This window comes from Marilutibacter penaei (assembly GCF_014145395.1).
In the GTDB taxonomy this organism is placed as follows: domain Bacteria; phylum Pseudomonadota; class Gammaproteobacteria; order Xanthomonadales; family Xanthomonadaceae; genus Marilutibacter; species Marilutibacter penaei.
This window is the reverse complement of the sequence record NZ_JACHTE010000011.1, coordinates 18,699-42,768: the sequence shown is the minus strand read 5'-3', so window position 1 is coordinate 42,768 and position 24,070 is coordinate 18,699. Positions and strand designations below refer to the sequence as shown.

Annotated in this window: 19 protein-coding genes; 9 read left to right on the top strand and 10 right to left on the bottom strand. The window is 70.2% G+C overall.

The features are described 5' to 3' along the window. Positions 1-2 precede the first annotated feature (2 nt). The 3 genes from egtD to H4F99_RS14195 all read left to right on the top strand — a co-directional run bounded on the left by egtD (position 3) and on the right by H4F99_RS14195 (position 2,520). On the top strand, positions 3-971 hold the full coding sequence (gene egtD / locus H4F99_RS14205) for an L-histidine N(alpha)-methyltransferase (RefSeq protein WP_182670622.1): 969 nt from the start codon (positions 3-5) through the stop codon (positions 969-971). Between the two features lie 26 nt (positions 972-997). Then, complete coding sequence (locus tag H4F99_RS14200; protein WP_182670621.1) at positions 998-1,720, top strand: flavodoxin family protein; 723 nt, start codon at positions 998-1,000, stop codon at positions 1,718-1,720. Positions 1,721-2,280: 560 nt separating this feature from the next. Continuing rightward, a complete protein-coding gene (locus tag H4F99_RS14195) occupies positions 2,281-2,520 on the top strand; it encodes a hypothetical protein (protein ID WP_182670620.1) in 240 nt (79 codons plus the stop codon). Positions 2,521-2,584: 64 nt separating this feature from the next. On the opposite strand, the gene H4F99_RS14190 is transcribed toward H4F99_RS14195, so the two are convergent. Together H4F99_RS14190 and gltB are read right to left on the bottom strand one after the other, a co-directional pair. After that, positions 2,585-4,090, bottom strand: a complete 1,506-nt coding sequence (locus tag H4F99_RS14190) for an FAD-dependent oxidoreductase (protein ID WP_182670619.1) — start codon at positions 4,088-4,090, stop codon at positions 2,585-2,587. After that, a complete protein-coding gene (gene gltB, locus H4F99_RS14185) occupies positions 4,090-8,592 on the bottom strand; it encodes a glutamate synthase large subunit (RefSeq protein WP_182670618.1) in 4,503 nt (1,500 codons plus the stop codon). The genes H4F99_RS14190 and gltB overlap by 1 nt, the downstream gene beginning before the upstream one ends. A 322-nt stretch (positions 8,593-8,914) precedes the next feature. On the opposite strand from gltB, the gene H4F99_RS14180 reads away from it, so the two are divergent. Together H4F99_RS14180 and H4F99_RS14175 are read left to right on the top strand one after the other, a co-directional pair. Next, the gene (locus H4F99_RS14180) at positions 8,915-10,201 is read left to right on the top strand and encodes an MFS transporter (RefSeq protein ID WP_182670617.1); all 1,287 of its coding nucleotides are present in this window, start codon (positions 8,915-8,917) and stop codon (positions 10,199-10,201) included. Positions 10,202-10,293: 92 nt separating this feature from the next. Further along, the gene (locus H4F99_RS14175) at positions 10,294-10,539 is read left to right on the top strand and encodes a hypothetical protein (protein WP_182670616.1); all 246 of its coding nucleotides are present in this window, start codon (positions 10,294-10,296) and stop codon (positions 10,537-10,539) included. Here H4F99_RS14175 and H4F99_RS14170 read toward each other — a convergent pair. Then, positions 10,536-11,498 (bottom strand): cation efflux transmembrane domain-containing protein, encoded by a 963-nt coding sequence (locus H4F99_RS14170; RefSeq protein ID WP_182670615.1) that lies wholly within the window; start codon positions 11,496-11,498, stop codon positions 10,536-10,538. The genes H4F99_RS14175 and H4F99_RS14170 overlap by 4 nt on opposite strands. Next, the gene (locus H4F99_RS14165; RefSeq protein ID WP_182670613.1) at positions 11,495-11,998 is read right to left on the bottom strand and encodes a transporter substrate-binding domain-containing protein; all 504 of its coding nucleotides are present in this window, start codon (positions 11,996-11,998) and stop codon (positions 11,495-11,497) included. The genes H4F99_RS14170 and H4F99_RS14165 overlap by 4 nt, the downstream gene beginning before the upstream one ends. Before the next feature lie 107 nt (positions 11,999-12,105). Here H4F99_RS14165 and H4F99_RS14160 point away from each other — a divergent pair, with 107 nt between their 5' ends. Beyond that, positions 12,106-13,185, top strand: coding sequence for a DNA topoisomerase IB (locus tag H4F99_RS14160; RefSeq protein WP_182670611.1), 1,080 nt, complete (start codon positions 12,106-12,108; stop codon positions 13,183-13,185). Between the two features lie 58 nt (positions 13,186-13,243). On the opposite strand, the gene H4F99_RS14155 is transcribed toward H4F99_RS14160, so the two are convergent. The 5 genes from H4F99_RS14155 to H4F99_RS14135 all read right to left on the bottom strand — a co-directional run bounded on the left by H4F99_RS14155 (position 13,244) and on the right by H4F99_RS14135 (position 19,034). Then, the gene (locus H4F99_RS14155; RefSeq protein ID WP_182670609.1) at positions 13,244-13,579 is read right to left on the bottom strand and encodes an I78 family peptidase inhibitor; all 336 of its coding nucleotides are present in this window, start codon (positions 13,577-13,579) and stop codon (positions 13,244-13,246) included. 114 nt (positions 13,580-13,693) lie between these two features. Then, on the bottom strand, positions 13,694-13,984 hold the full coding sequence (locus tag H4F99_RS14150; protein ID WP_182670607.1) for an I78 family peptidase inhibitor: 291 nt from the start codon (positions 13,982-13,984) through the stop codon (positions 13,694-13,696). A gap of 33 nt (positions 13,985-14,017) precedes the next feature. Beyond that, positions 14,018-14,908 (bottom strand): ribonuclease H-like domain-containing protein, encoded by an 891-nt coding sequence (locus H4F99_RS14145; protein WP_182670640.1) that lies wholly within the window; start codon positions 14,906-14,908, stop codon positions 14,018-14,020. Between the two features lie 100 nt (positions 14,909-15,008). Further along, positions 15,009-17,522 carry a DEAD/DEAH box helicase gene (locus H4F99_RS14140; protein ID WP_182670605.1) on the bottom strand — a complete coding sequence of 838 codons (2,514 nt, stop codon included), beginning with the start codon at positions 17,520-17,522 and terminating at the stop codon, positions 15,009-15,011. 42 nt (positions 17,523-17,564) lie between these two features. Beyond that, on the bottom strand, positions 17,565-19,034 hold the full coding sequence (locus tag H4F99_RS14135; protein ID WP_182670603.1) for an MATE family efflux transporter: 1,470 nt from the start codon (positions 19,032-19,034) through the stop codon (positions 17,565-17,567). Between the two features lie 211 nt (positions 19,035-19,245). Here H4F99_RS14135 and H4F99_RS14130 point away from each other — a divergent pair, with 211 nt between their 5' ends. After that, positions 19,246-19,473 carry a hypothetical protein gene (locus H4F99_RS14130; RefSeq protein ID WP_182670601.1) on the top strand — a complete coding sequence of 76 codons (228 nt, stop codon included), beginning with the start codon at positions 19,246-19,248 and terminating at the stop codon, positions 19,471-19,473. Beyond that, complete coding sequence (locus tag H4F99_RS14125) at positions 19,470-20,123, top strand: DUF938 domain-containing protein (protein WP_182670599.1); 654 nt, start codon at positions 19,470-19,472, stop codon at positions 20,121-20,123. Before H4F99_RS14130 ends, H4F99_RS14125 begins: the two co-directional genes overlap by 4 nt. Before the next feature lie 121 nt (positions 20,124-20,244). Here H4F99_RS14125 and H4F99_RS14120 read toward each other — a convergent pair whose 3' ends face one another. Beyond that, a complete protein-coding gene (locus tag H4F99_RS14120; protein WP_220481196.1) occupies positions 20,245-22,173 on the bottom strand; it encodes an N-acetylmuramoyl-L-alanine amidase in 1,929 nt (642 codons plus the stop codon). Between the two features lie 266 nt (positions 22,174-22,439). Between H4F99_RS14120 and H4F99_RS14115 the strand changes: the two genes are divergently transcribed. Continuing rightward, positions 22,440-23,987, top strand: coding sequence for a BCCT family transporter (locus tag H4F99_RS14115; RefSeq protein WP_182670597.1), 1,548 nt, complete (start codon positions 22,440-22,442; stop codon positions 23,985-23,987). Positions 23,988-24,070: the final 83 nt, after the last annotated feature.

Sequence of the window (24,070 nt, the reverse complement as noted above, 5' to 3'; positions counted from 1 at the left end):
CCATGGATGCCCTCGCGATGCCGCCGCTCACCGACCTCCAGCCCACGCCCGACGACATCCTCGGCGACACCCTGGCGGGCCTGGCGGCCACGCCGAAGACATTGCCTTCGAAGTACTTCTACGACGCGCGCGGCTCCCAGCTGTTCGAACGCATCACGCGACTGCCCGAGTACTACCTCACGCGCGTGGAACTCGCGCTGCTGGAGGCGGCGATGCCGGCCATCGCGCAAGCGGTCAACGACTGCCCGCACGTCGTCGAATACGGAAGCGGAAGCGGACGCAAGACGCGCCTGCTGCTGGAGGGCCTGGTCGATCCGGTCGCGTATACCCCGATCGAGATCTCCCGCAGCGCGTTGCTGGCGAGCGTCGAGCGGCTCGCGGGCGAGTTCCCCGATATCGAGATGCTGCCCGTCTGTGCCGACTTCACCCAGCCGGTCCCGGTGCCCGAGCCCTCGCGCGAGGCGCGCCACACGCTGGTGTTCTTCCCCGGCTCGACGCTCGGCAACTTCACCGAAGCCGCGGCCGGACGCCTGCTGCGTTCCATGCACGCGACCATGGGCACTCGCGGCCAGGCCCTCATCGGCATCGACCTGGTCAAGGACATCGGCACGATGGAGGCGGCTTACAACGACGCGGCCGGCGTCACTGCCGAATTCACCCTGAACCTGCTGGCCCGCCTGAACCGCGACGTCGGCAGCGACTTTGACCTTGCCGGCTTCCGCCACCTGGCGCGCTATGTGCCGGAGCGTGCGCGCATCGAGACCTTCCTGGTCAGCCAGCGCGACCAGGACGTGCACGTCGATGGCCGCGCCTTCCGCTTCGCCGAGGGTGAAGCGATGCAGGTCGAGTACAGCCACAAATACACCGACGCCGCCTTCGAAGCGCTTGCCGGCCAGGCCGGCATGCGGGTCGTGGAGCGCTGGAACGCGCCGGAGGACGCATTCGGCCTGCGACTCCTGCAACCGGCCTGACGCGGACCGGTCACGAGGAGACCCGGATGCCTGACACGCCCCGCCCGCCCGCCCGCTACGACGACCTGCGCGCGCTGTTCCTCAACTGCACGCTGAAGCGCAGCGGCACCGAGTCGCACAGCGGGCGCCTGGCACGCGTGGCCATGGCCGTGATGGAGGCGAACGGCGTCGACGTCGAGATCCTCCGCCCGGTCGACCTCGACCTGGCCCCGGGCGTGCAGCCCGACATGACCGAACACGGCTTCGAACGCGACGACTGGCCCGCCCTGTGCCGCAAGGTCATGGCCGCCGACATCCTGGTGCTGTGCACGCCGATCTGGCTGGGCGAGGAAAGCTCGGTCTGCCGCCGCGTCATCGAACGGCTCTACGCCGAGTCCGGCAAGCTCAACGACAAGGGCCAGTACATCTACTACGGCCGCGTCGGTGGCTGCCTGGTGACCGGCAACGAGGACGGCATCAAGCACTGCGCCATGACCCTGCAATACGCGATGCAGCACCTGGGCTACACGATCCCGCCGCAGGCCGATGCCGGCTGGATCGGCGAGGCCGGCCCCGGCCCGTCCTACGGCGACGACGGTGCCGGCTTCGACAACGACTTCACCCAGCGCAACACCACCTTCATGGCCTGGAACCTGATGCACCTCGCGCGCCTGCTGAAGGATGCCGGCGGCATCCCCGCCCACGGCAACCAGCGCGACAAGTGGGACGCCGGCTGCCGCTTCGACCATCCAAATCCGGAGTATCGGTGAGCGGCGGCCCGCTGCGCCTCCAAGGCGGCATGGCACCCTTGATTGACGCGTCGGTGGCGACGTCCTAACGTCGCGGTTCGCAGTTGCCGTCCGTCGGCACGCGAAAGAAATGGAGTTCAACGTGGATGAGCCAAGGCATGGAACGCGTACTCGTGGCCCCGATCCCTGTTGCTGGACTACCGCCGCGGGAGCAGCGACCGGGACGCAGCACGCCTGATGCTGACCCAGCTGAGCGCCGTTTGCGCATCATCGCGATGGCGGCATGCGTGTGCGTCCATGTTGGATTGGCGGTCTGGTGGTCCAGCGCGTTGCAGACCGCGCGGCCGGAAGCCCGCCCATCAGAGAGCGTGACGCGCATAGCGTGGGTGAAAAGAACGCCGCCCATACCCTCGCCGCCGCCCTCCGTGATCACACCGGTCCCGGGGAAGGCCGGGGATGCACCCGCGCCGCGTGGGCCGGCACCAGAGCGCGCGAGCGCGGCGAAGGCGCTCACGGCCGCGGCACCGCTTCCGCAAGCGCATGCCCCGGCTTCACTGGATCTGTCCGTGCCGGCGGAGGGCGTGGCCCTGCGCTTCGGGACCGGAAAGGCGCTCGAGCGCCCGCGCGAGTTGGCCCTCGAACCGACGGTGGGGATGACGCTGCAGTTCCAGGACAACTCCCTCGGTGGGCGGCTCCAGCGCATGCGGACCGCCTCGATCTGCGCCGACCTGCGCAGATCCATCGGCGAGGGGAGGCGGAGGGGCGACGGCAGCGGCGTCGACATCGCAAGCCGACAGCTGCGGGAACTTGGCTGCCGCTGAGGCGGGGGCGTCGCGGCGCGTGTCGCCGGATGCGGACCGGACGCGGACGTGATCGCGGCCGCCGTCAGGCCGCCGCGATATCCTCCGCCTGCAGCTTGCGCCCCCCGCCATTGCTGCGCAGCAGGCGAGAGATGCCCACTGCGGCTTCGCGGCCTTCGAATGCGGCGGTGACCACCAGGTCGGCGCCGCGAACGGCGTCGCCACCGGCGAACACACGCGGGTGGGCGGTCTGGTACGGGCGCTCGCCGTGTTCGCCGGACGTGCGGATGCGGCCATCGGCTTCCAGCTCGATGCCGTGGCGGGCCAGCCATTCGGGCGCGTCGGGGCGGAACCCGAAGGCGATGATGACGACGTCGGCCTCAAGCACCGATTCGCTGCCCGGCACGATCTCGGCGCGTTGCCGGCCGTTGGCATCGGGCTCGCCGAGTCGGGTCTCGGCGACGCGCACGCCGGTGACCTGGTCGCCGCGGCCGACCAGCTCGAGCGGCTGGCGGTTGAACAGGAAGCGCACGCCTTCCTCGCGCGCGTTCGCGACCTCACGGGCCGAGCCGGGCATGTTGGCTTCGTCGCGTCGGTAAGCGCAGGTCACTTCGGCGGCGCCGAGGCGGATCGCGCTGCGCACGCAGTCCATGCCGGTGTCGCCACCGCCGAGCACGACCACGCGGCGGCCTTTCAGGTCCGGCAGGGCGAGGCTGTCCTCCCAGCCGGCGATCGGCTTGCCGCCAGGCTCGGTGCCGGTCACCACGCGGCCGTTCTGCACCAGGAAGGGCAAGGCCGGCAGCACGCCCTTGAGGTCCTGCCCGGGCAGTCCGCCATCGGTGTAGCGGTAGCTGCCCAGGCCTAGGAACACCGCGTCGAACTCCTCCAACAGCGTATCGAAACCGACGTCGCGCCCGACTTCGGTGCCCAGCCTGAACTCCACGCCCATGCCCTCGAGCAGTTCGCGGCGGGTCTGGATCACCGACTTGTCAAGCTTGAAGCTGGGGATGCCGAACTGCAGCAGCCCGCCGATCTGCTCGTAGCGGTCGAACACCACCGCCTGGATGCCGGCGCGCGCCAGCCGGTCCGCGCAGGACAGGCCCGCGGGCCCGGCGCCGACCACGGCGACGCGCTGGCCGGTCGCGGTGACCCGCGACAGGTCCGGTGTCCAGCCTTCAGCCACCGCACGGTCGACGATGTACTTCTCGACGGCACCGATGGTGACCGCGCCAAAGCCGTCGTTGAGCGTGCAGGCGCCTTCGCACAGGCGGTCCTGCGGGCAGACGCGGCCGCAGATCTCCGGCAGCGGGTTGGTTTCGTGGCACAGGGTCGCCGCTTCGTGGATGCGGTCCTCGCGCGCCAGCTCCAGCCAGTTCGGGATGTAGTTGTGCAGCGGGCACTTCCACGAGCAGTACGGATTGCCGCAGTCCAGGCAGCGCTCGGACTGGTGCTTGGCGGCGTCGGCGTTGAAGGCGCCGTACAGCTCGCCCCAGTCGCCGTCGCGGCGCAGCGCCAGCGGGATGCGCGCGGGCATCCTGCGCGGCTGGTCGAGGAACTCGAAGACGTTCTTCTTCGGTGCGGGCTTCTTCATCACGCAGCCCTCCTGAGGGTATCGGCCAGCGAGGCCAGGCTGGCGGCCTTGGGCTTCACCAGCCAGAACTTGCCGACGTAGTCGCGCAGCTCGTCGAGGATGCGCCGGGTGCGCAGGCTGCCGGTATGCAGCGCATGCGCCTCGAGCAGGTCGCGCAGGTGCGAGCGGTGGTGCTCGAAGCCGTCGCCGGCGATGCGCACGATGTCGATCAGCTCGTGGTTGTAGCGGTCCACGAAGTCGCGGTCGAGGTCGAGCACGTAGGCCATGCCGCCAGTGAAGCCGGCGCCGAAGTTCAGCCCGGTCCGGCCCAGCACCGCCACCACGCCGCCGGTCATGTACTCGCAGCAGTGGTCGCCGGCACCTTCGATCACAGCCACGGCGCCCGAATTGCGCACGCCGAAGCGCTCGCCGGCGCGGCCCGCGGCATACAGCTCGCCGCCGGTGGCGCCGTACAGGCAGGTGTTGCCGATGATCGGCGACTCATGGGTGGTCCAGCGCGCGTCCGACGGCGGGCGCACGACGATGCGGCCGCCGGCCATGCCCTTGCCGACGTAATCATTGCCTTCGCCGACGAGCTCGTGGTTCAGGCCTCCGGCGTTGAACGCGCCGAAGCTCTGCCCCGCGGTGCCGTTGAAGCGCAGGGCAATCGGCGCGTCGGCCATGCCGTGGTCGCCGTGCGCCCGGGCGATGGCACCCGACAGGCGCGTGCCGATGCTGCGGTCGGTGTTGCGGATGTCGAATTCGAACGTGCCGCCGCGCTTGTGCGCGATGGCATCCGCGAGCGCAACGTCCAGTTCCGCGGACAGACCGCCCGGTGCTGGCGTGGGCTGCGGCGCGCCGCAATGGCCGCCATGCGCCAGGCCTTCGACCGCCAGCAGCGGCGCGAGGTCGAGTCGGCGGCCATGCGCGCCTTCGCGTTCGACCTGTTCGAGCAGGTCCGCACGGCCGACGATCTCGCCCAGGGTGCGTGCGCCCAGGCTTGCCAGCAGCTCGCGCACTTCCTCCGACAGCAGGCGGAAGAAGTTCTCGACGCGCTCCGGCAGGCCGGTGAAGTGCGCGCTGCGCAGGCGCTCGTCCTGCGTAGCCACGCCCGTGGCGCAGTTGTTGAGGTGGCAGATGCGCAGGTACTTGCAGCCCAGGGTGATCATCGGTGCGGTGCCGAAGCCGAAGCTCTCGGCGCCCAGCAGGGCCGCCTTGACCACGTCGAGGCCGGTCTTCAGACCGCCGTCGGTCTGCAGGATCACGCGCTCGCGCAGGTTGTTCGCGACCAGCGCCTGGCGGGCCTCCGACAAGCCGATCTCCCAGGGGGTGCCGGCGTAGCGGATCGACGACAGCGGACTCGCGCCGGTGCCGCCGTCGTGGCCGGAGATGGTGATCAGGTCGGCGCCTGCCTTCGCCACGCCCGCGGCGATCGTGCCGACACCGGCATGCGAGACCAGCTTGACCGAGACCAGCGCCTCCGGATTGACCTGCTTGAGGTCGAAGATCAGCTGCGCGAGGTCCTCGATCGAATAGATGTCGTGGTGCGGCGGCGGCGAGATCAGGCCGATGCCCGGCGTCGCGTGGCGCAGGCGGGCAATCAGTTCGTTGACCTTGTGGCCGGGCAACTGGCCGCCCTCGCCGGGCTTGGCGCCCTGCGCGACCTTGATCTGCAGCACCTCGGCATTGACCAGGTAGTGCGGGGTGACGCCGAAGCGTCCCGACGCGATCTGCTTGATCTTCGACGCCTTCTCGGTGCCATAGCGCACCGGGTCCTCGCCGCCCTCGCCGGAATTGCTGCGGCCGCCCAGGCGGTTCATCGCGATGGCCAGCGCTTCGTGCGCCTCGGGCGACAGCGCGCCCAGGCTGATCGCCGCGGTGTCGAAACGCCGGACCAGGGCATCGACGCCCTCGACCTCGTCCACCGGCACCGGCGTCGCCGCCGGGCGCAGCGCCAGCAGGTCGCGCAGGGCCGCGGTCGGGCGCAGGTTGACGGTATCGGCGTAGCGCTTCCAGTCCTCGCGCTCGCCGGTCAGCACCGCGCGCTGCAGGTCCATCACCACGTCGGGGTTGTACTGGTGGTATTCGCCGCCCGGCTTGAACTTGAGCAGGCCGCCGATCTGCGGCAGCGCGCTGTCGTCCCAGGCATGCTCGGCCAGGAACGCGGCATCCGCCTGCAGCGTGGCGAACCCGGCGCCGCCGATGCGCGCCGGGGCGCCATCGAAGCACAGTGCGACCACCTCGCGGTCCAGGCCGATGATCTCGAACAGCTGCGCGCCGCGGTAGCTGCCGATGGTGCTGATGCCCATCTTCGAGATGATCTTCAGCAGGCCCTTCTTGATGCCGCGGCGATAGCTGCGGCCGATCTGCGCGATCTCGCCGTCCGGCGCCTTGAGGATGCCGCGGGTGCCGAGGTCGTGCAGGGTCTGGTAGGCCAGGTACGGGTAGACCGCCGTCGCGCCGAAGCCGATCAGGCAGGCGAAATGGTGCGGATCGCGCGCGGTGCCGGTCTCGACGATCAGGTTGACCTCGCAGCGCAGGCCGGTGCGCACCAGGTGCTGGTGCACCGCGCCGGTAGCCAGCAGGGCGTGGACCATCAGGCGACCACGCTCCGGATAGCGATCGCTGAGGATCAGCATGGTGCGGCCGGCGCGCGCGGCGGCCTCGGACTCCGCGCACAGGCGCTGCAGCGCGGCCTGCAGGCCCTCGTCGGGTGCGTAGTCGAGCTTGAGCAGCTTGTGCGCGGTGTCGTAGGGCGCGATCGACAGCAGCTGGCGGATCTTGCGCTGCGACATGATCGGTGAGTTGAGCAGGACATGGCGGACGTTGTCCGGCCCCTCGACGAAGATGTTGCCCTCGCGGCCCAGCTGGGTCGCGAGCGACATCACGCAGTCCTCGCGCAGCGGGTCCATCGGCGGGTTGGTCACCTGCGCGAACGCCTGGCGGAAACAGTCGTACAGCGGGCGTACCTGCTGGCTGATCGCGGCCACCGGCACGTCGTCACCCATCGAGCCGGTCGCTTCCTGCTCGGTTTCGGCGAGCGGGCGCAGCACCTGTTCGCGTTCCTCGCGGGTCAGCTGGTAGAGCTTCTGGAAGGTCGCGAGGGTGGAGGGCTCGAACGGCTCGGCGGCGGTGCTCGGGTCGATCAGCTCGTTCTGCAGGTAGGTCATGCCCTGCTTCAACCAGCGCTTGTAGGGCGCGCGGCCACGGTTGATGCGGTCGATCGCGTCGGTGTCGAGCAGCTCGCCGGCCTGCAGGTCGACCGCGATCATCTCGCCCGGGCCGAGCTTGCCCTTGGCCTCGACCTCGGCGGCGGGCAGGTCCCACACGCCGGCTTCGGAGGCGATCATGAAGTGGCGGTCGCGGCTCAGCGACCAGCGCGCCGGACGCAGGCCATTGCGGTCCAGCGAGCAGGCGGCGAAGCGCGCGTCGCAGGTGACGATGCCGGCCGGGCCGTCCCACGGCTCGGTGTTGAGCGCGTAGTACTCGTAGAACGCGGCGAGGTCGGCGTCCTTGTATTCCAGCGACTGGGTCGCCGGCGGGATCAGGATGCGCATGGCCTTGAGCAGGTCCATGCCGCCGGCCTCGAGCAGTTCCAGCATCTCGTCCAGGCTCTGCGAATCCGAACCCCTGATGTTGATGACCGGCTCGAACTCGCGCGGGTCCAAAGTAGGCGTGCGCCAGGCATGCGCGCGGGCCTGCGCCCAGGCGCGGTTGCCGGCGATGGTGTTGATCTCGCCGTTGTGCGCGAGCATGCGGAACGGCTGTGCCAGCGGCCAGCGTGGCGTGGTGTTGGTCGAGAAGCGCTGGTGGAACACCACCGCGCTGCTGGCCAGGTCGGCACGCTGCAGGTCCGGGTAGAAGGTCGCCAGGTGCTCCGGCATGACCATGCCCTTGTAGCCGATGGTGCTCGACGACAGGGTCACCGCGTAGACGTCGTCGAAGGCTTCGCCGAGCGCGCGCAGGCGCTGCTCCGCGCGGCGGCGCGCCAGGTACAGCGCGTGCAGGAAGGCCGCCGGGTCGGGACGTTCGCCGTCGATGTCGACGGCAGGCACCACGAACAGCTGCTCGATGCGCGGCAGCGAGGCCTTGGCGAGCTCCCCGCAGACCGAGGTGTCGACCGGCACCACACGCCAGCCGCCGACGGCGAGTTTCACCTCGCGCAGGGCGATCGAAAAGGTCTCGCGCGCCTTGGCCGCGGCGGCTTCGTCATGGGGCAGGAACACCAGGCCGGCGGCGTAGCGCTGGCCCAGGGCGATGCCCGCCTCGCTGGCGAGCGCCCGCAGGAAGGCATCCGGACGGCGCAGCAGCAGGCCGCAGCCATCGCCGGACAGGCCGTCAGCGGCGATGCCGCCGCGGTGGGTCATGCGCGACAAGGCTTCGAGCGCCCGTTTCACCAGCGCCGCGCTCGGGACATCGTCGAGCTGGGCGATCAGGCCAAAACCGCACGCATCGCGCTCGTCGCGCGGGTCGTACAGGCCGGTGGCTGGCGTGGGTCGAGCCGGATGTTGCGCAGGATCCATGGCGTGCTCCGCAGTGCAGGTGCCGGATGGTCATGCGGCCGGCTTCCGTTGCCGGGCGGCCCCGTCGCCGTTCCGGGCGCGGGGGACACGGCAGCGCGGTTCGCTCGCGCGATCCGGCCGGCCTTGGACCAAGGGTCCTCCGAATAAAGCACAGATTGTGCGCTGCGGCAAATAAACGGGGTGCACGTAAATAGTTGAATATGAAACTGTTTTGCGACGACAGGGGAACGCCGCGCATGGGGTGCGACCCATGGACGAGGGTGGGCGGGGGCGCCACGGCCCCCTGCGCTAGACTGCGGCCCCCTTTGCCCGCGTCGATGCCGTGACCGAGTCCACGCCCATTACGCCGCGCCGCGCCGCGCTGGTGTTCATCTTCCTGGTCGTGCTGATGGACGTGTTGGCGTTCGGCCTGATCATTCCGGTGCTGCCACAGCTGATCAAACAGTTCGTCGGCGGCGATACCGCGAATGCGGCGGTCTGGGTCGGCATCTTCGGCGTGGTGTTCGCGGCCATCCAGTTCGTGTGCTCGCCGATCCAGGGCGCGTTGTCGGACCGCTTCGGCCGGCGGCCGGTGATCCTGCTGTCCTGCCTGGGCCTGGCGCTGGATTTCGTGTTCATGGCGGTTGCGCATACGCTGCCGCTGCTGTTCCTCGGCCGCATCATCGCCGGCGTCACCTCGGCCAGCTTCACCACCGCCAACGCGTACATCGCCGACGTCGTGCCCGCCGACCAGCGCGCGAAGAGCTACGGCCTGCTCGGCGCGGCCTTCGGTATCGGCTTCGTGGTCGGTCCGCTGATCGGGGGCTGGCTGGGCGAGACCCACCTGCGTGCGCCGTTCTGGTTCGCCGCCGCGCTGGCGATGCTGAACTTCGCCTACGGCTGGTTCGTGTTGCCGGAATCGCTGCCGCCGGAGAAGCGCAGCCCCCGTTTCGACTTCGCCCATGCCAATCCGGTCGGTTCGCTGGTGCTGCTGCGCCGCTATCCGCAGGTGCTGGGCCTGGCGACCGTGGTGTTCCTCGCCAACCTCGCGCACTACGTCTATCCGAGCGTGTTCGTGCTGTTCGCCGATTACCGGTTCGACTGGGGTCCGCGCGAGGTCGGCTGGATCCTGGCCGCGGTCGGCGTATGCAGCATCATCGTGAACGCGGTGCTGGTCGGCCGTGTCGTCAGATGGCTGGGCGAGCGTCGCACCCTGCTCCTGGGCCTGTCCTGCGGCGTGGTCGGTTTCATGGTGTACGGCTTCAGCGACAGCGGTTGGGTATGGCTGCTGGGCATCCCGGTCAGTGCGTTGTGGGCGCTGGCGGCCCCGTCGACCCAGGCGCTGATCACGCGCGAGGTCGGCGCGGAAGTGCAGGGGCGCATCCAGGGCGCGCTGATGAGCCTGGTGGCGCTGGCCGGGATCCTCGGCCCGGGCCTGTTCACCTTCAGCTTCGCCTGGGCGATCGATGAGGCCACGCCGGTCCACCTGCCGGGTGCGCCATGGTTGATCGCGGGCGTACTGCTGGCCCTGGCGGTCGTGATTGCCTGGCGAAAAGCACCGCATGGCGTAGCCCGGGCTGCCATCGAACCGGCACCGGTGTCGCCCGCCGAGGGCGCCGCCGGACCATGACGGGTGGCGGTGGCGGTGGCGGTGGCGGTGGCGGTGGCGCGCGCGCCGCCACGCGCGTAGCGTGGTGTGCGCACGCATCCAGGAGCCGCCGCATGCACCGTCTTCCCCCTTCGTTACGCGCCATCGCCACCGCCGTCCTGCTGGCGGGTCTCGCGGCCTGCGCAACCGGCGAGTACTACGACACCAACGCCGCTGTGGATGCACGCCCGGAGTGCGCCGGCATGGGCACGGAGCGCACTGGCGAACCGGTGCCGTCGCGGTGCCAGCGCGAGCAGGGCATGCGCTGGGACAGCGACAGCGACGACAAGATCGAAGTCGACTTCAGCGACGACGACTAGGCGCGCCGCGCCTGGAGGGTCGTGTCGTCGACCAGGGTGGCGGTCACTTCGTCGATGCGCCAGTCGACGAGGCGCGCTTCCCGGCAGGCCTGGGCCAGCCGCACCGGATCGGCGCGACCATCGCGCGCGACGATGAGCAGCGTGCCGCACAGGCGCAGGCCTTCTTCGTGGAGGCGAAGCTCACAGCGCGCCACCCAGTCCAGCGCGGCCACCCGCTCACGCACCTGCGCGACGATGGGATCGGGCTCACCCCGTTCGACGGTCTCGGGTCGGGCGTCATGGAGGTCGCGGAAGGCATGCAGCAGGTTGCGCAGGCCATCGTGGAGCACGTCGCCGGCGATCACGAGCGCGGCGACGGCATCGGCCCACCACCAGCCCAGTGCGATCCCGAACAGGCCCGCCACGCCGGCCAGCGCGGTCATCCAGTCCGCTTTGTTCATGTCCGCATCGGTGTGCAGCGGCTTGAGGTGCAGCTCACGCGCGAGCCTGAGCTTCAGGCGTCCCAGGAGTACGGGCGGGAGCGCGCTGAGCGCCAGCGCCGCCATCATCACCCAGCCCAGCCAGAGGGTTTCGCCACCGACCTGCACGCTGCCGATGCTGGGGTGTTCGCGGGTTCCGAGCGCATACAGGGCATCCACCACCAGCCACAGGCCGATCCCGGACAGCGCCACCGCCGAGGCGAGGAAGGCGATGTCGAACGCGCGTGAGCGGCCATTGGCGTAGGTCGCATCGGGCGGTCGGCGCGCGAACCGCGCGGCGACCAGGAATGCCAGCGGCGGCACCATGCTGACGAGATCCTCCGTCCATGCGGTCTTCATCGCCTGCGATTCGCCCATCACGACATACATGAGCACCGAGGTGGCCGCGAGCATCGCCAGCGTCACCCAGGCCAGGCGCTCGGCCCGGCGCATCAAGGCCTGTTGGGCCGTCGGCAGCGGCCGGTGGGGACGCGGGATCATGGCCGCGGCGCGTCGGCCTGCAGCACGTGGCGCACGGCATCGCGTGCCATGAAACGTTCCACCTCGCGCCGCCAGCCGTTCTCGCCCGGAGGCAGGCCCACCACGCGCATGACGGGCATCCCGTCGGGCGCGCTGACCCGGTACGCCTGGCTGAGTGCGACGTGATCCTGCCACGGGCTGTCGACTTCGGTTCCCCCCACGACCAGGTCCAGGCGGAACGCGTCGAGGCCCTCCATCAGCCGGTCATGGGTGCCGGGATGCCATTCGATGCGGGCCTGAAGCTCCCGGGCCAGCATCTGCAGCGCCTGGATTTCCCTGCCGGTGGGCGATCCGTCCGCGCCGGCGTGGATCAAGGGCGGATCGTCGACGACGCCGACGCGCATCACCCCGCCCCGCACCCGCTCGAGGGTGTGCTCGGGGTCCGCCGGGAGGGGTGTGCAGGCGCCCGCAACGGCCAGGCAGGCGAGGATGCAGGCCAGGCGCGGCAGGACGGGGCGCATCGCGGCTCCAGGCGGATCGGGCCGCCAGTGTCCGGTCGGGGGCGTCACGGGTCCGTGCAGGCGCGGCCTTGCCACGGTCTTGATCCGCGATCGTCTATTCAGCGTGGATGTCCGCTTCCACGCCACCCCCTGCCGCCGTGAGCCGTCTGCTGCGGGACGCCGGCCTGCGCTACGTCAGCGACAGCGACCCGGGGTATCGGCGGCGGCGTTGCGGTGCGGGATCCAGCTACGTGGACGCCGACGGGCGGGTGGTGCGGGATCGCGCCCTGCGGGAGCGCTTCCAGGCTTTGGCGATTCCCCCGGCCTACGAGGACGTCTGGATCTGCCGCCATGGCAACGGTCACCTGCAGGCCACCGGGCGCGATGCGCGGGGGCGCAAGCAGTACCGGTACCACCCGGAGTGGCGGCGGGTGCGGGATGCGGACAAGTTCGACCATGTCATCGCCTTTGGTGAAGCGCTGCCCCGCCTGCGCCGGCGCGTGCGGGCGTCCCTCGGCCAGGCCGGATGGCCCCGCGACAAGGTGCTGGCCGTGGTGGTGGCGGTGATGGCGAGGACCCTGCTGCGCGTCGGCAACGCGGGCTACCTGCGTGAGAACGGATCTTTCGGCCTGACCACCCTGCGCAACCGGCATGTCGACTTCCTGCGGGGCGGCCGCGTGCAGTTCCGTTTCCGTGGCAAGTCGGGCCAGGCCCAGCGCGCCGCGGTCGACGATGCGCGGCTGGCGCGCCACATCCGCGCCATCCAGCAGTTGCCGGGTCAGTGGCTGTTCCAGTATCGCGACGACGACGGGGAACTGGTGCCGGTCGACTCGGGCGACGTCAACGCCTGGCTGCACGAGGCCATGGGCAACCCGTTCACCGCCAAGGACTTCCGGACATGGGGCGCCACACTCGCCGCGTTCCAGCGGCTGGCGACCACGCCCCTGCCGGAAGGCCGCGATGGGCGGCCTCCGTCCGAGCGCGCAGTGAAGGCGGCGGAGAACGCGGTCGTGGAAGAGGTCGCCGCCCTGCTGGGCAATACGCCTGCGGTCTGCCGGCGCGCCTACATCGCGCCGGAGGTGCTTGCCGGGTGGCGGGACGGCCGCGTGCACCGCGTTGCGATGCGGGCCGGCGCGCGCGGCGCGCGGGGCGACCGGCAGTGGGAGGGCGCCTTGCTCCGATTCATGAAGCGCGCCCCACGCGGTTGACCGTTCAACCCTGCCGGAACGACCGCGCCCGTGCGCGGACGCCGGGCCATGCGGTCACTCAGCCGCAGCGCAGATTGGTGATGTTGCCCGCTTCGTCGACGTCGACATTGAGGCGGCTGGGATTGAACTCCAGCGTGACCATCATGTCCGGCTTGATCACGCGGACGTGTTCGGCGCCGCTGGCGGCGCGGGCGCGTTCGAGGTTGGCTTCATTCGCCGGTTGACCGAGCAGTTCGGCTTTCGCGGCCTCGGGGTTGCACTTCATTTCCATGGCAGGCATCGGATCGGACATCGGTGGGGCCTGGCGCGAGGTGGTGGGCGGCGCGGCGGGCGCGCAGGCAGTGGCAGACAGGAACATCGCGGCGAACGGGACGGTGAGCAGGCGGGGCGTCATCGACAGGTCCTCAGGAGGGGTCAGGTGCGGGGGGCGCGAGGACGCATCGATCCGCATCGATCCACGTCGCGGCAACCCGGCACGGGATTGAACGGCCGTGGGTGCGGATCGGGGTCAGCCGCACTTGATGCCGGTGATCGCGCCGCGTTCGTTGACCATGATGCTCACGCGGTCCGGCCGGTAGTCCGCCGTGGCGGGCGAGGTCGGCGCGAGGACACGGGAACTGCGGCTGCCGGTATCGGAGACGATCCGATCCACGGTCGCCGCATCCGGTGCGTGGCCGACGGCCCAGTGCGCGCCCTGTGCATTGCAGGCGGCGGCTTGCGGGGGTGGGGTCGGCGCGGTGGTGGCGCAGGCGGACAACAGGCCGGTCGCACACAGCACAAGGGGAAACATCGGGCGCATGGCGTGTTCCTTGGGTTCGATGTTGCGGGCAGCCTACACCTCCGGGGTCTCCGCGGCATGAAGGCCCGGTAACGCGACGGCGTTGTCGTCGGCGCTGCTGGCGAGCGACAGCAGCAGGCGTGCGAGCGTCACGACATCCTGGTGGTTGTGGGCGCAGACCCGCCGCAGGTCGGCCGCCGCGCCACCGCGCAGGTACGAGAGCCAGGCCGCCGGTGCCTGCGATCCGGGCAGGTCGTCTTCGCGCACGATGCCGAGCAGCCGGCGTTCGATGGTGCCGAGCCGGCAGTTCTCCCAGCGGCCCTTGTGGAAGCGTCGGGTCGGAAAAAGCAGGTCGAGATGGTCGAGCTTGCCGAGCGGCTCGACCATGCGCGCGAGGCGGTAGCGGGTCTTCAGCAGCGGCGCGTCGTAGCAGCGGCCGTTGTAACTGCACAGCACCGTCCGGGGCTCCAGCCAGCGCGCGAACTCGCGCAGCATGGCCGGCTCGGCCGCCATGGAGGTCATCAGCAGTTGCCGCACGCGCAGGTGTCCGGCGTGCCAGTCGGCCGCACCGATCTGGAACGCCCGCGTCCCGGTGCCTCCGGCCAGGCCGGTGGTTTCCGTGTCGAAGAACAGCAGGCGTGCAGGGGTGATCGCATCGTTGCGTCCCGCGAACGCCAACGGCACGGGCGAGGACGGGGGTGGAAAGGGCACGGAGGTCGTGACCAGACGAAGGCCTTCGGCGATCTCCTCACCCGGCAGCTCACGGTCAACCGGGGCCGGGCGTACCGGTGGGGTGCGTTGCCGGAGCGGCAGCAGCCGGCGGAGGACCGGAGCCGGATCCAAGGGGGGCGGCGCCACATCGGTGTGGACGCGGGCCGGCGCGACGAGGGCGGAGGCCCCCGACTGTCGCTGCAGAACACGCAGGCGCTCGAGGGTCGCGTTCATGGACGCGCGTGGCGCGGACGCCGCGGACGCCGCGGACGCTTGCACACGGTCGCCTTCAGGGCTTGACGCTTGCAGCGGAAGGCGGGGTGGGCGGCCGCCGTCATGCCGGCGTCCCGCATTGGACGTGGCCCCGCTCGAGCGACGGCCCTGCTTCAACCGCTCCGAGCAGGGCCAGCACCCGGCGCGCCACGGTCTTCGGCGAGGCGGGACTCGTCGCCTCTTCATCGCCCGCGAGTACCGGGCCGACGCAGGCCGGACACCCTGCGCGACAGTCGCAGCGATCCACCAGTTCGCTCGCGCGCTGCACCAGCTCGGCCTGGCGCTTCCACAGGGGCTCGCTGAGGCCAACGCCGCCGGGGAAGTTGTCGTACAGGTAGACGGTGGGGGTGAAGCGGGCTTCGTCGTCGAGGGCATGTTCGCCGCCATCCGGGCCGCGAAGTCGCCCGCGTCCTTGAGCATCGGCGCTGGCGAACCACGCGCCGTCGCCGTTCCCGACGGCCTGCTGCAGGTCGCGGGCATCGGCCATCACCGCCACGCTGGCGACCAGGTGCAGCGCATGCCCGGCGCCGAGGAAGCCGTCGAGTGCCTCCTGCCGCGAGCCGAACCATGCCAGCAGCACCGCCTGCGGCAACTGCCACCAGGCTGCGGTGGTATGCAGCTCCTGATCGGGCAGGTTGACCGGCCCATAGCCGATGTTCTCGTGGGTGTAGTAGCGGATCTTCTTGTAGCCGGACACGCGGCGCACCACGTGCACCTCGCCATGGCCGGCCTCGCCTTCGCCCGCACGCTCCGCTTCGAAGCGTTCAAGCACCTTGAGCTTCGTGTAGTCGATCGCATCGGTGTAGTAATCGACGAAGGTGCGGGTGACGTAGGCCTTGCGGCCGTCCCAGTCGAGCCCCTCGACCTGGTAGGGCGTGCTCTGGACCATGTGGATCGCGCCTTCGTACAGCGTCAGCGCGGCGGCGGAGTAGTCGACCTCGGCGATGATCGACTGGCGGCCATCGCTGCGGTCGACCACCACGAAGTTGCCGTCGGCGACCGAGCGCAGCGACACCGTGTTCGCCGGGTAGCTGTCGGCGATCCACTCCCAGCGGTTGCCCTCGCGGTGCAGCACGTCGGTCTCGGCCAGCACCTCCAGGTACGGCGTCGGTTCGATCGGCCCGAAGCGTTCACCGGCGTCGAACGGCAGCTCGAACGCTGCGCAGCGGATGTGGTCGAACAGCAGCAGCGGCTGGTCGGGGGCGATCCGCGCGTGCTCCGGCGGGGCCTCGCCGAAGAACTCCGGATGCCGCACCACGTACTGGTCCAGCGGTTGCGAGCTGGCGACCATTACCCCCAGCGAGGGCTGCGTGCGACGGCCGGCGCGGCCGAAGCGCTGCCAAGTCGCGGCGACGCTGCCCGGGTAGCCATTCAGCACCACCACGTCGAGCGCACCGATGTCGACGCCCAGCTCCAGCGCCGAGGTACTGACGATGCCGTCGACGTCGCCGGCGCGCATGTCGCGCTCCGCCGCACGGCGTTCGGTCGGCAGGTAGCCGCCGCGGTAGGCACGGATGCGCGGCCGCTTGCGCGGGTCGTGGTCGAACACGTCTTTCAGGTACTTGGTCAGCACCTCGACCATGGTCCGCGACTGCGCGAACACCAGGGTCTTCAGGCCGGCCTTGATCGCGATGCGGGCGATCCGGTTGCTCTGCGAACGCGCCGAGGCGCGCAGGCCGAGGTCCGGGTTCACCACCGGCGGATTCCACAGCAGCACGTGGCGGTCGCCGCGCGGGGCGCCGGATGCCTCGATCGCGGTCACCGGTGCCTCGACCAGGGCCTCGGTGTGTGCGCGCGGGTTGCCGATCGTCGCCGAGCACAGGATGAAGCGCGGCGAGGCGCCGTAGAACGCGCAGATGCGCTTGAGGCGGCGCAGCACGTTGGCAACGTGGCTGCCGAACACACCGCGGTAGCCGTGGACCTCGTCGATCACCACGTACTGCAGGTTCTCGAAGAACTGCGCCCACTTGGTGTGGTGGGGCAGGATCGCCTGGTGCAGCATGTCCGGGTTGCTGACGACGATGTCGCCGTGCAGGCGGATCGCCTGGCGGGCATCGCCGGGGGTGTCGCCGTCGAAGGTGAAGGCCTTCAGGCCAAGGTCGCCGGCACGGCTGAGTTCCAGCAGGTCGGCGACCTGGTCCTGCGCCAGCGCCTTGGTCGGGAACAGGTACAGCGCCTTCGACGACCCCCCCCGCGCGCGCGCCTGCATGGCCGAGGCCACTACCGGCAGCGTGTAGCACAGCGACTTGCCCGAGGCGGTCGGCGTCACCACCGCGACATGCTCGCCGCGCCGGACCGCCGTCCACGCCTCGGCCTGGTGCGAGTACAGCCGGTCGATGCCGCGCGTGCGCAAGGCTGCCGCCAGCGCCGGCGGCAGGTCGTCCGGCAGGTCCGCGTACCGGCCTTCGTGACCGGGCAGGGTGAAATGGCCGGTGATGCGGTCGCCGTAGCGGCGCGCCAGTCGCCGGGTCAGCGCGCCGCCGTCGCCGCGCGTTCGCGCCCGCGGCGCGGTACTGCTGAAATCGAGCCCTTCCTCGAGGTCATGGTTGTCGCGCGTTGCCAGTGCCCGGCCCATCGTCGCCTCCGCCAAAGGAGGCCAGTGGGCCAGCCCGGCGTCTCAGGGCGTGAGACGGTCGCCGTCCGGATCGAGGCGGGCGCCTTCGTCCGCCACCGGCGCCGGCACCTGCGAGTGGACCTCGGCCGGCACGGCGACCTCGGCGGGCGTCGCTGGCAGCATCCGCGCCTCGCGCCAGCGGCCCCAGCGGTAATAGGCCAGCGACATCAGCATCGCGCTGACCGCGCTCGCCGGGAAACTCCACCAGATCGCATCGACGCCCAGCGTCGGCTGCAGCAGGTTCGCGAACGGGATGCGGATGCCCCACAGCGCGATCCCGAGGATCAGCAGCGGCGGCACCACCGCGCCGGTCGCGCGCACCACGCCGGATACGACGAAGGTCACGCCGAAGAACAGGAAGGAGCCGATCGCAATGTGGTTGAGGTGGCGGGCAATCGGCAGGGCGGGGCTGCCGTCGGGCATGAACAGCGACAGCGTCGCGTGGTCGAACAGCACCAGAGGGACGATCAGCGCCCCGGTCATCGCGAAGTTGAAGCCGACGCCTGCGCGCGTGGTCGCGCCGACCCGGTCCCAGCGCCCCGCGCCGACGTTCTGCGCCGCCATCGTCGAACAGGCGGCACCGATGGCCATCGCCGGCATCTGCACGTAGGTCCACAGCTGCAGGGCCGCGCCGTAGGCCGCGGTGGTATGCGTGCCATAGGTGTTGACCATGCTGATCATCGCGATCATCGCCGCCGAGATCAGCACCATCTGCAGGCTCATCGGCACGCCCTTGGTGACCAGGGTGCGCAGCAGGGTCCAGTCGGGGCGGAACAGGCCCAGTTCGCCGCGGCCGATCCACAGCGGGTGCCGCCGGTGACGCAGCCACAGCAGCATCGCCAGCAGGCTGCTGCCATTGGCGACGAAGGTCGCGGTCGCCGAACCCGCGATGCCCATTTCCGGGAACGGCCCGATGCCGAACAGCAGCAGCGGGTTCAGCACGATGTCCAGCAGCACGACCAGCAGCAGGAACAGGAAGGGCGTGCGGGTGTCCCCGGCGCCGCGCAGGATGGCGGTGAGGAAGGCGAACAGGTAGATGAAGGGCACCGCCATGAAGATGATGCGCAGGTAGGCCTCGGCGTAGGGCAGCGCCGCGCCGGGGGTGTCCATCCACACCAGCAGGTGGCGGGAGAGCGGCAGGCCGATGGCGGCCACCAGCAGGGACACGCTGCCGAAGAAGGTCGCCGCCGTACCGATCACCCGCTTCGCCAGCGCGTGGTCGCGGCGGCCGGTGGCCTGGCCGACCAGGATCGTTGCCGCCATGCCCAGGCCGAACACCGCGCCGATCAGGAAGAACATGATGTTGTTTGCGTTGGCCGTCGCGGTCAGCGCCTCTTCGCCGAGGAAGCGCCCGACCCACACCGCGTTCACCGAACCGTTCAGCGACTGCAACACGTTGCCGCCCAGGATCGGCAGCGCGAACACGAACAGGGTGCGCCCGATCGGGCCCTGGGTGAGGTCCTGGGATTTCATCGGGACAGCCTACCGGCGTTCTGCCGGAAAGGGGCGAAGCCCGGCAAGGTCGCGGCTGCGAAGCAGGCGTTCGCTTGCGGTTCAGCGCCGCTGCACGCGGCCGTGACCGGCCCTCGTGCACAGTACGCCCATGGCCAGCTGCTCCCTCCCCCGCGAACGCGTCACGCAAACCTCGCCCCCGGCGGACCGGTGCTCGGTCCTGGCGGCGTGCGTGCGTGAAGCCTTCTGGCTGGTCGCTGCCATCGCCACGGCCGTGCTGGCAGTCGCGGTGCTCGCGGGCATGGGACTGGACGCGCCCCTGGACGCAGGCTTGCTGGACGCGATGGCCGCGCCCGTCAATCTGGCGCGCGCGGCGGTGCTCGCGGCGGCGCTCTGGGTGTGGTCCTACATCGAGCGCGCGATCCGCGGCGTGCCGGCGCGGCGCATGCCCGGCGCATGACCGCTCGCGGCACCGGTAATGCCGTCGACAAGCCCGCCGTCGACAAGCCCTTCGCGCCTGCCTGCGAACGCAACCGAGACCCCATCCTCGACGTGCTGATGCGTCATTTCGATGGTGCGCGATCGGTGCTGGAAATCGGCAGCGGCACCGGCCAGCACGCCGTGCATTTCGCTGCCGCCATGCCGTCCTGGGCCTGGCAATGCAGCGACCACCCCGACGCGCTGCCTGGCATTCGCGCCTGGCTCGATGAAGCGGCATTGCCGAACACGCCGCCCCCCATCCCGCTGCAGTCGGTCGCCGGCGAGGGCCTGCGGCCGCCTGCCGAGGGCAGGTGCTTCGATGCAGTGTTCAGTGCGAACACCCTGCACATCATGGGTTGGCCGGAGGTCGAGGCCCTGTTCGCCGACCTGCCGCACTGGCTGGCGCCGGATGCCCGCGTGGCAGTGTACGGGCCCTTCAACCGGCAAGGCCGCTACACCAGCGACAGCAACGCCGAGTTCGACGCGTGGCTGAAGGCGCGCGATGGGCGCTCGGGACTGCGCGACATCGAAGCCGTTGATGCGCTGGCGCGACGCGCCGGGCTATCCCTCGTCGAGGATGTCGCGATGCCGGCCCACAACCGCTGCGTGGTCTGGCGCCATGGCAGTTGAGGAGGCACGCGTTGGAAGCGGCATGCAAGGTACCGCCGCCTGATCGCCATGTCCCCGGCCCGCACCCTTGCAGGCCGGGGGTAATGGATGCCGGCACTCGCCCTGATCAGGGCGTGAGCTGTCAGTTCCTGATCTGCACGTCGTCGATATAGACGTTGACGTCGTATGCCGTCTGCGCCCGCTCGATCCAGATCGCGTCGAGCTTCACCGTCCCACCGGTGATGGCGCCATTGCCGCCCACCCAGGCGTTCCAGTGCGCCGAGTTGGTCAGCGACCAGGAGACGTATGTCCAGGTGTTTGCGGTAAGCGTCTTCGTGGTCGAACGCTCGGTGCCATCGCTGTCGTCGATGCCGACCCCGACCTTCATCCCGCTGCCGCCCGCGTAGACCCAGAAGCCGATCGTGCCGTTGGCGCGGGTCAGCGCGGTGTTGCTGGACGGACTGCCGCTGCCGGACAGCAGGCGAACCGACCAGGCCGCGCTGCTGGACGCATTGTCCTTGAGCAGGACCCGCAGCGAGCAGCTGCCGTTCTTGCGGGTGCTGCAGTTGCGGGTCGCACTGGACGCGGTCGAGATACCGGTGGTGCTGCCCGAGTAGGTCGGGCTGGTGTTGAAGTGGCCGACGCTGCTCTCGAAGCGGTCCAGGTACTTCGTCGTCCCGCCGCTGCCCGGGTTGAGCAGGGTGTAGTACCGGCGCCAGTCCCAGTTGATGCCGGGGTCGGTATGGGTCTGGCTGCTGTAGTGCTGGTGGCCTTTCACGTCGATCGAGGTCGACAGCACCACCACGCCGCTGTGGGCGTTGCCGTTGTAGGCGTTGGCGCAGCTGATCGCCGAGTACTTGCTGCAGAAGCTGCGCACCAGCGCCGCCGAGCTGTTGTACATCGCCGTGGTGTACCAGGAACTGTTGTTGACGTAGCCCTCGTGTTCGATGCCCAGGGTGGTGCCGTTGTGCACGCCGACGTGGTGGGCGCCGTTCGAGTTGCGCACCATCTGGGTCACCTGGCCGTCCGAACTGCGGATCACGTAGTGCGCGCTGACGCTGTAGGGATTGCTCTTGAACCAGTTGATGGTGCCGGCGTAGCTGCCCTGCGCGGTGTGGATCGTCACCGAGCTGTAGGACGAGCGCGAGCGGTAGTACGGCGACGGCACCCACAGGGCGGGGCCGTAGTCGGTGCTCTGGGTGCCGACGTCGGGGGCCGGCCCGGCGCCGCTCGCCATGGCGGGTGCGTCGTCCCCGTGCCCACGGGTAAGCGTCTCCGTGACCGGATCGACCGCATAGGGGCCCAGGTCGATGCGGTCGCGCGCGGCGTCCAGGCGCACCATCGGCGCACGCAGGGTCACCAGCTGGTCGGCATCGAAGGCGCGTTCCCATTCGATCGCGCGTTCCGGGACCACGATGCCCCGGTCGTTCACGCCGCGGTCCTGCGCGAGCAGCACGTCATAGGCGAAGCTGGTTCGCGCATAGTCGCCCACCGCGCTGGCTCGCGCCGCCTCCGCCGGAGACGGCGAGAAACCGGCATAGCGCATGAGCGCGGGGCGGATGGACTCCGGCGTGGCGGCCTGTGCCTGGCGCGCACCGCCGTCGCGACGGATCTCCTGGTCCAGCAGCGCGGCGGCGGCGAGGATGTTCAGCCGCGGGTTGCGTTTGACCTGCGCCGGCCGCGCGCCGATCAGGTGCGCGCCCTCGGTGATCTGGTCGGCGAAGCCCTCGCCGGCGTACAGGCCCATCACGCCCCAGGCGCGCGGCATGTGCTGGTGGCTCTCCGCCGCGCCGACGTCGGGCTGCACGTCCATCCAGCGGGTCTGCACGAAGGCGATCGCCTCCAGGGTGCCGGCCGGGATCGACGGGTAGCGGGCATAGGCCTGCCGGAAGTGGCGCTGGAAGGCCTGGCGCTGCGGCCGCAGCGCGGCTTCCTCGGTATCGAGGTGCTGTTGCAGGGTGGGGGCCAGGTCGAGGCCCGGTGCCGCCATGTCCGGCGGGGCGGCCTGCAGCAGGACCGGGCTCAGCCCGGCGGCGACGACGGCGGATAGAACGAATGAACGACGTTTCATGTGCCACGAACTCCCTGTAGTGGTCCCCTGTGCTTCCGTTCTACGCCGTATGTGTCGCCACCATGGCGAGCCGTATGGTCTCGACCGCCGAACTGTGACGCCGATCCAGACAGGGCTCGCCCTCGAGCCCCGGCGACGATCGCCGATGCCGCACCGCACCCATACCGTGCGGGAGTGGGTCGTACGGTTCCCGGTACGGCGGCCGTCCATGCAAGGGCTTCACCCCCCGTCCGTACCATGCAGGGACCGATCCAGGGTGGGGCCCCATGGTTTTCCGGATTTCAGTGGCGTTGCTGGCGATCCTGGTGCTGGCCGGCGTGCTTGCGCCCGAGGCGTTCGGCACCTTCAGTGCGCACGTGCAGGCCATGACCCTCTCCGGGGCCGGTTGGCTGTACCTGGTGATCGTGTTCGGCGTGCTGGCGTTCCTGGCCTACGTGGCGTTCGGGCGGCTCGGCACCCTGCGCATCGGCGGCGCCGAGGCCGAGCCTGAATTCTCGCGCGCGTCGTGGTTCGCGATGCTGTTCTCGGCGGGCATGGGCATCGGCCTGGTGTTCTGGGGCGCGGCCGAGCCCTTGTCGCACTTCCAGCGTCCCCCTGAGGGCCTGCCGCCGGAGAGCAACGAGGCGGCGCGGGCGGCGATGCGCTACGTGTTCTTCCACTGGGGCCTGCATCCGTGGGCCATCTATGCGCTGATGGGTCTGGCGCTGGCGTGGTTCCAGTTCAACCGGCAGGCGCGTGGCAAGGTCAGCGACCTGCTGACGCCGCTGATCGGCCGGCACGTGCACGGGCCGCTCGGACAGCTGATCGACGTGCTGGCGGTGGTCGCGACCGCGATCGGCGTGGCCACCACGCTGGGCTTCGGTGCCACCCAGATCACCGCTGGCCTCGGCCATGTCACCCCCATCGCGCCGACGCTGGCCACCCAGCTGGTGGTGATCGCGGTGGCCTTCGTGCTGTACATGGCGTCCAGCGCCACCGGCCTGCAGCGCGGCATCAAGTGGCTGTCCAACCTCAACCTGTGCATCGCCGCGCTGCTGCTGGCGCTGGTGATCGTGCTCGGCCCGACGGCTTTCATCTTCGAGACCCTGACCACCAGCCTCGGCGACTACCTCAACTTCCTCCCCGCCATGAGCCTGCGGATGACGCCGTTCTCGCAGCGGGCCTGGGTCGGCGACTGGACGATCTTCTACTGGGCCTGGTGGATCGCCTGGGCGCCCTTCGTCGGGTCCTTCTTCGCCCGTATCTCGTTCGGCCGTACCGTGCGCGAGTTCATCCTCGGGGTGGTGTTCGCGCCGGCGCTGGTGAGCTTCGTCTGGTTCGCCGGCTTCGGTGGCACCGTATTGCATGCCGAGATGTTCGACCATGCCGACCTGCTCTCCGCGCTGGCGCGCGGCTACGAGAACGTGCTGTTCGCGATGACCGACCTGCTGCCGTTCTCGACCGTACTGGTCTGGACGGCGGTCCTGCTACTGATGAGCTTCTTCGTGACCTCGGCGGACTCGGCAACGCTGGTGCTGGCCAGCATGTCCAGCGACAGCAGCGACGACCCGCCGTTGTCGCGCCGGGTGGTCTGGGGCGTGCTGCAGGCGGCGATCGCGGTGGCGTTGCTGGTCGCGGGCGGACTTGAGGCATTGCAGGCGGTGGTGATCGTCGCGGCGCTGCCGTTCGCGCTGCTGATGGCGCTGGTGATGGTCTCGCTGTACCGCGTGCTTTCGGCCGACCTGTTGGCCTGGGACATCGAGGCGCGCGAGCTGTACCGCGCCGAGAAGCGCTGGCTGGACCGCGAAAAACAGGCCGGGAACGAGGCGCCCTGAACCCGGACCGTGCCTTCGGCACGTCCGGCTGGCGCGCTTCTTGCGTAGGATCTGGGCGTGTCCGCCGTTGCACGAGTGTGTCG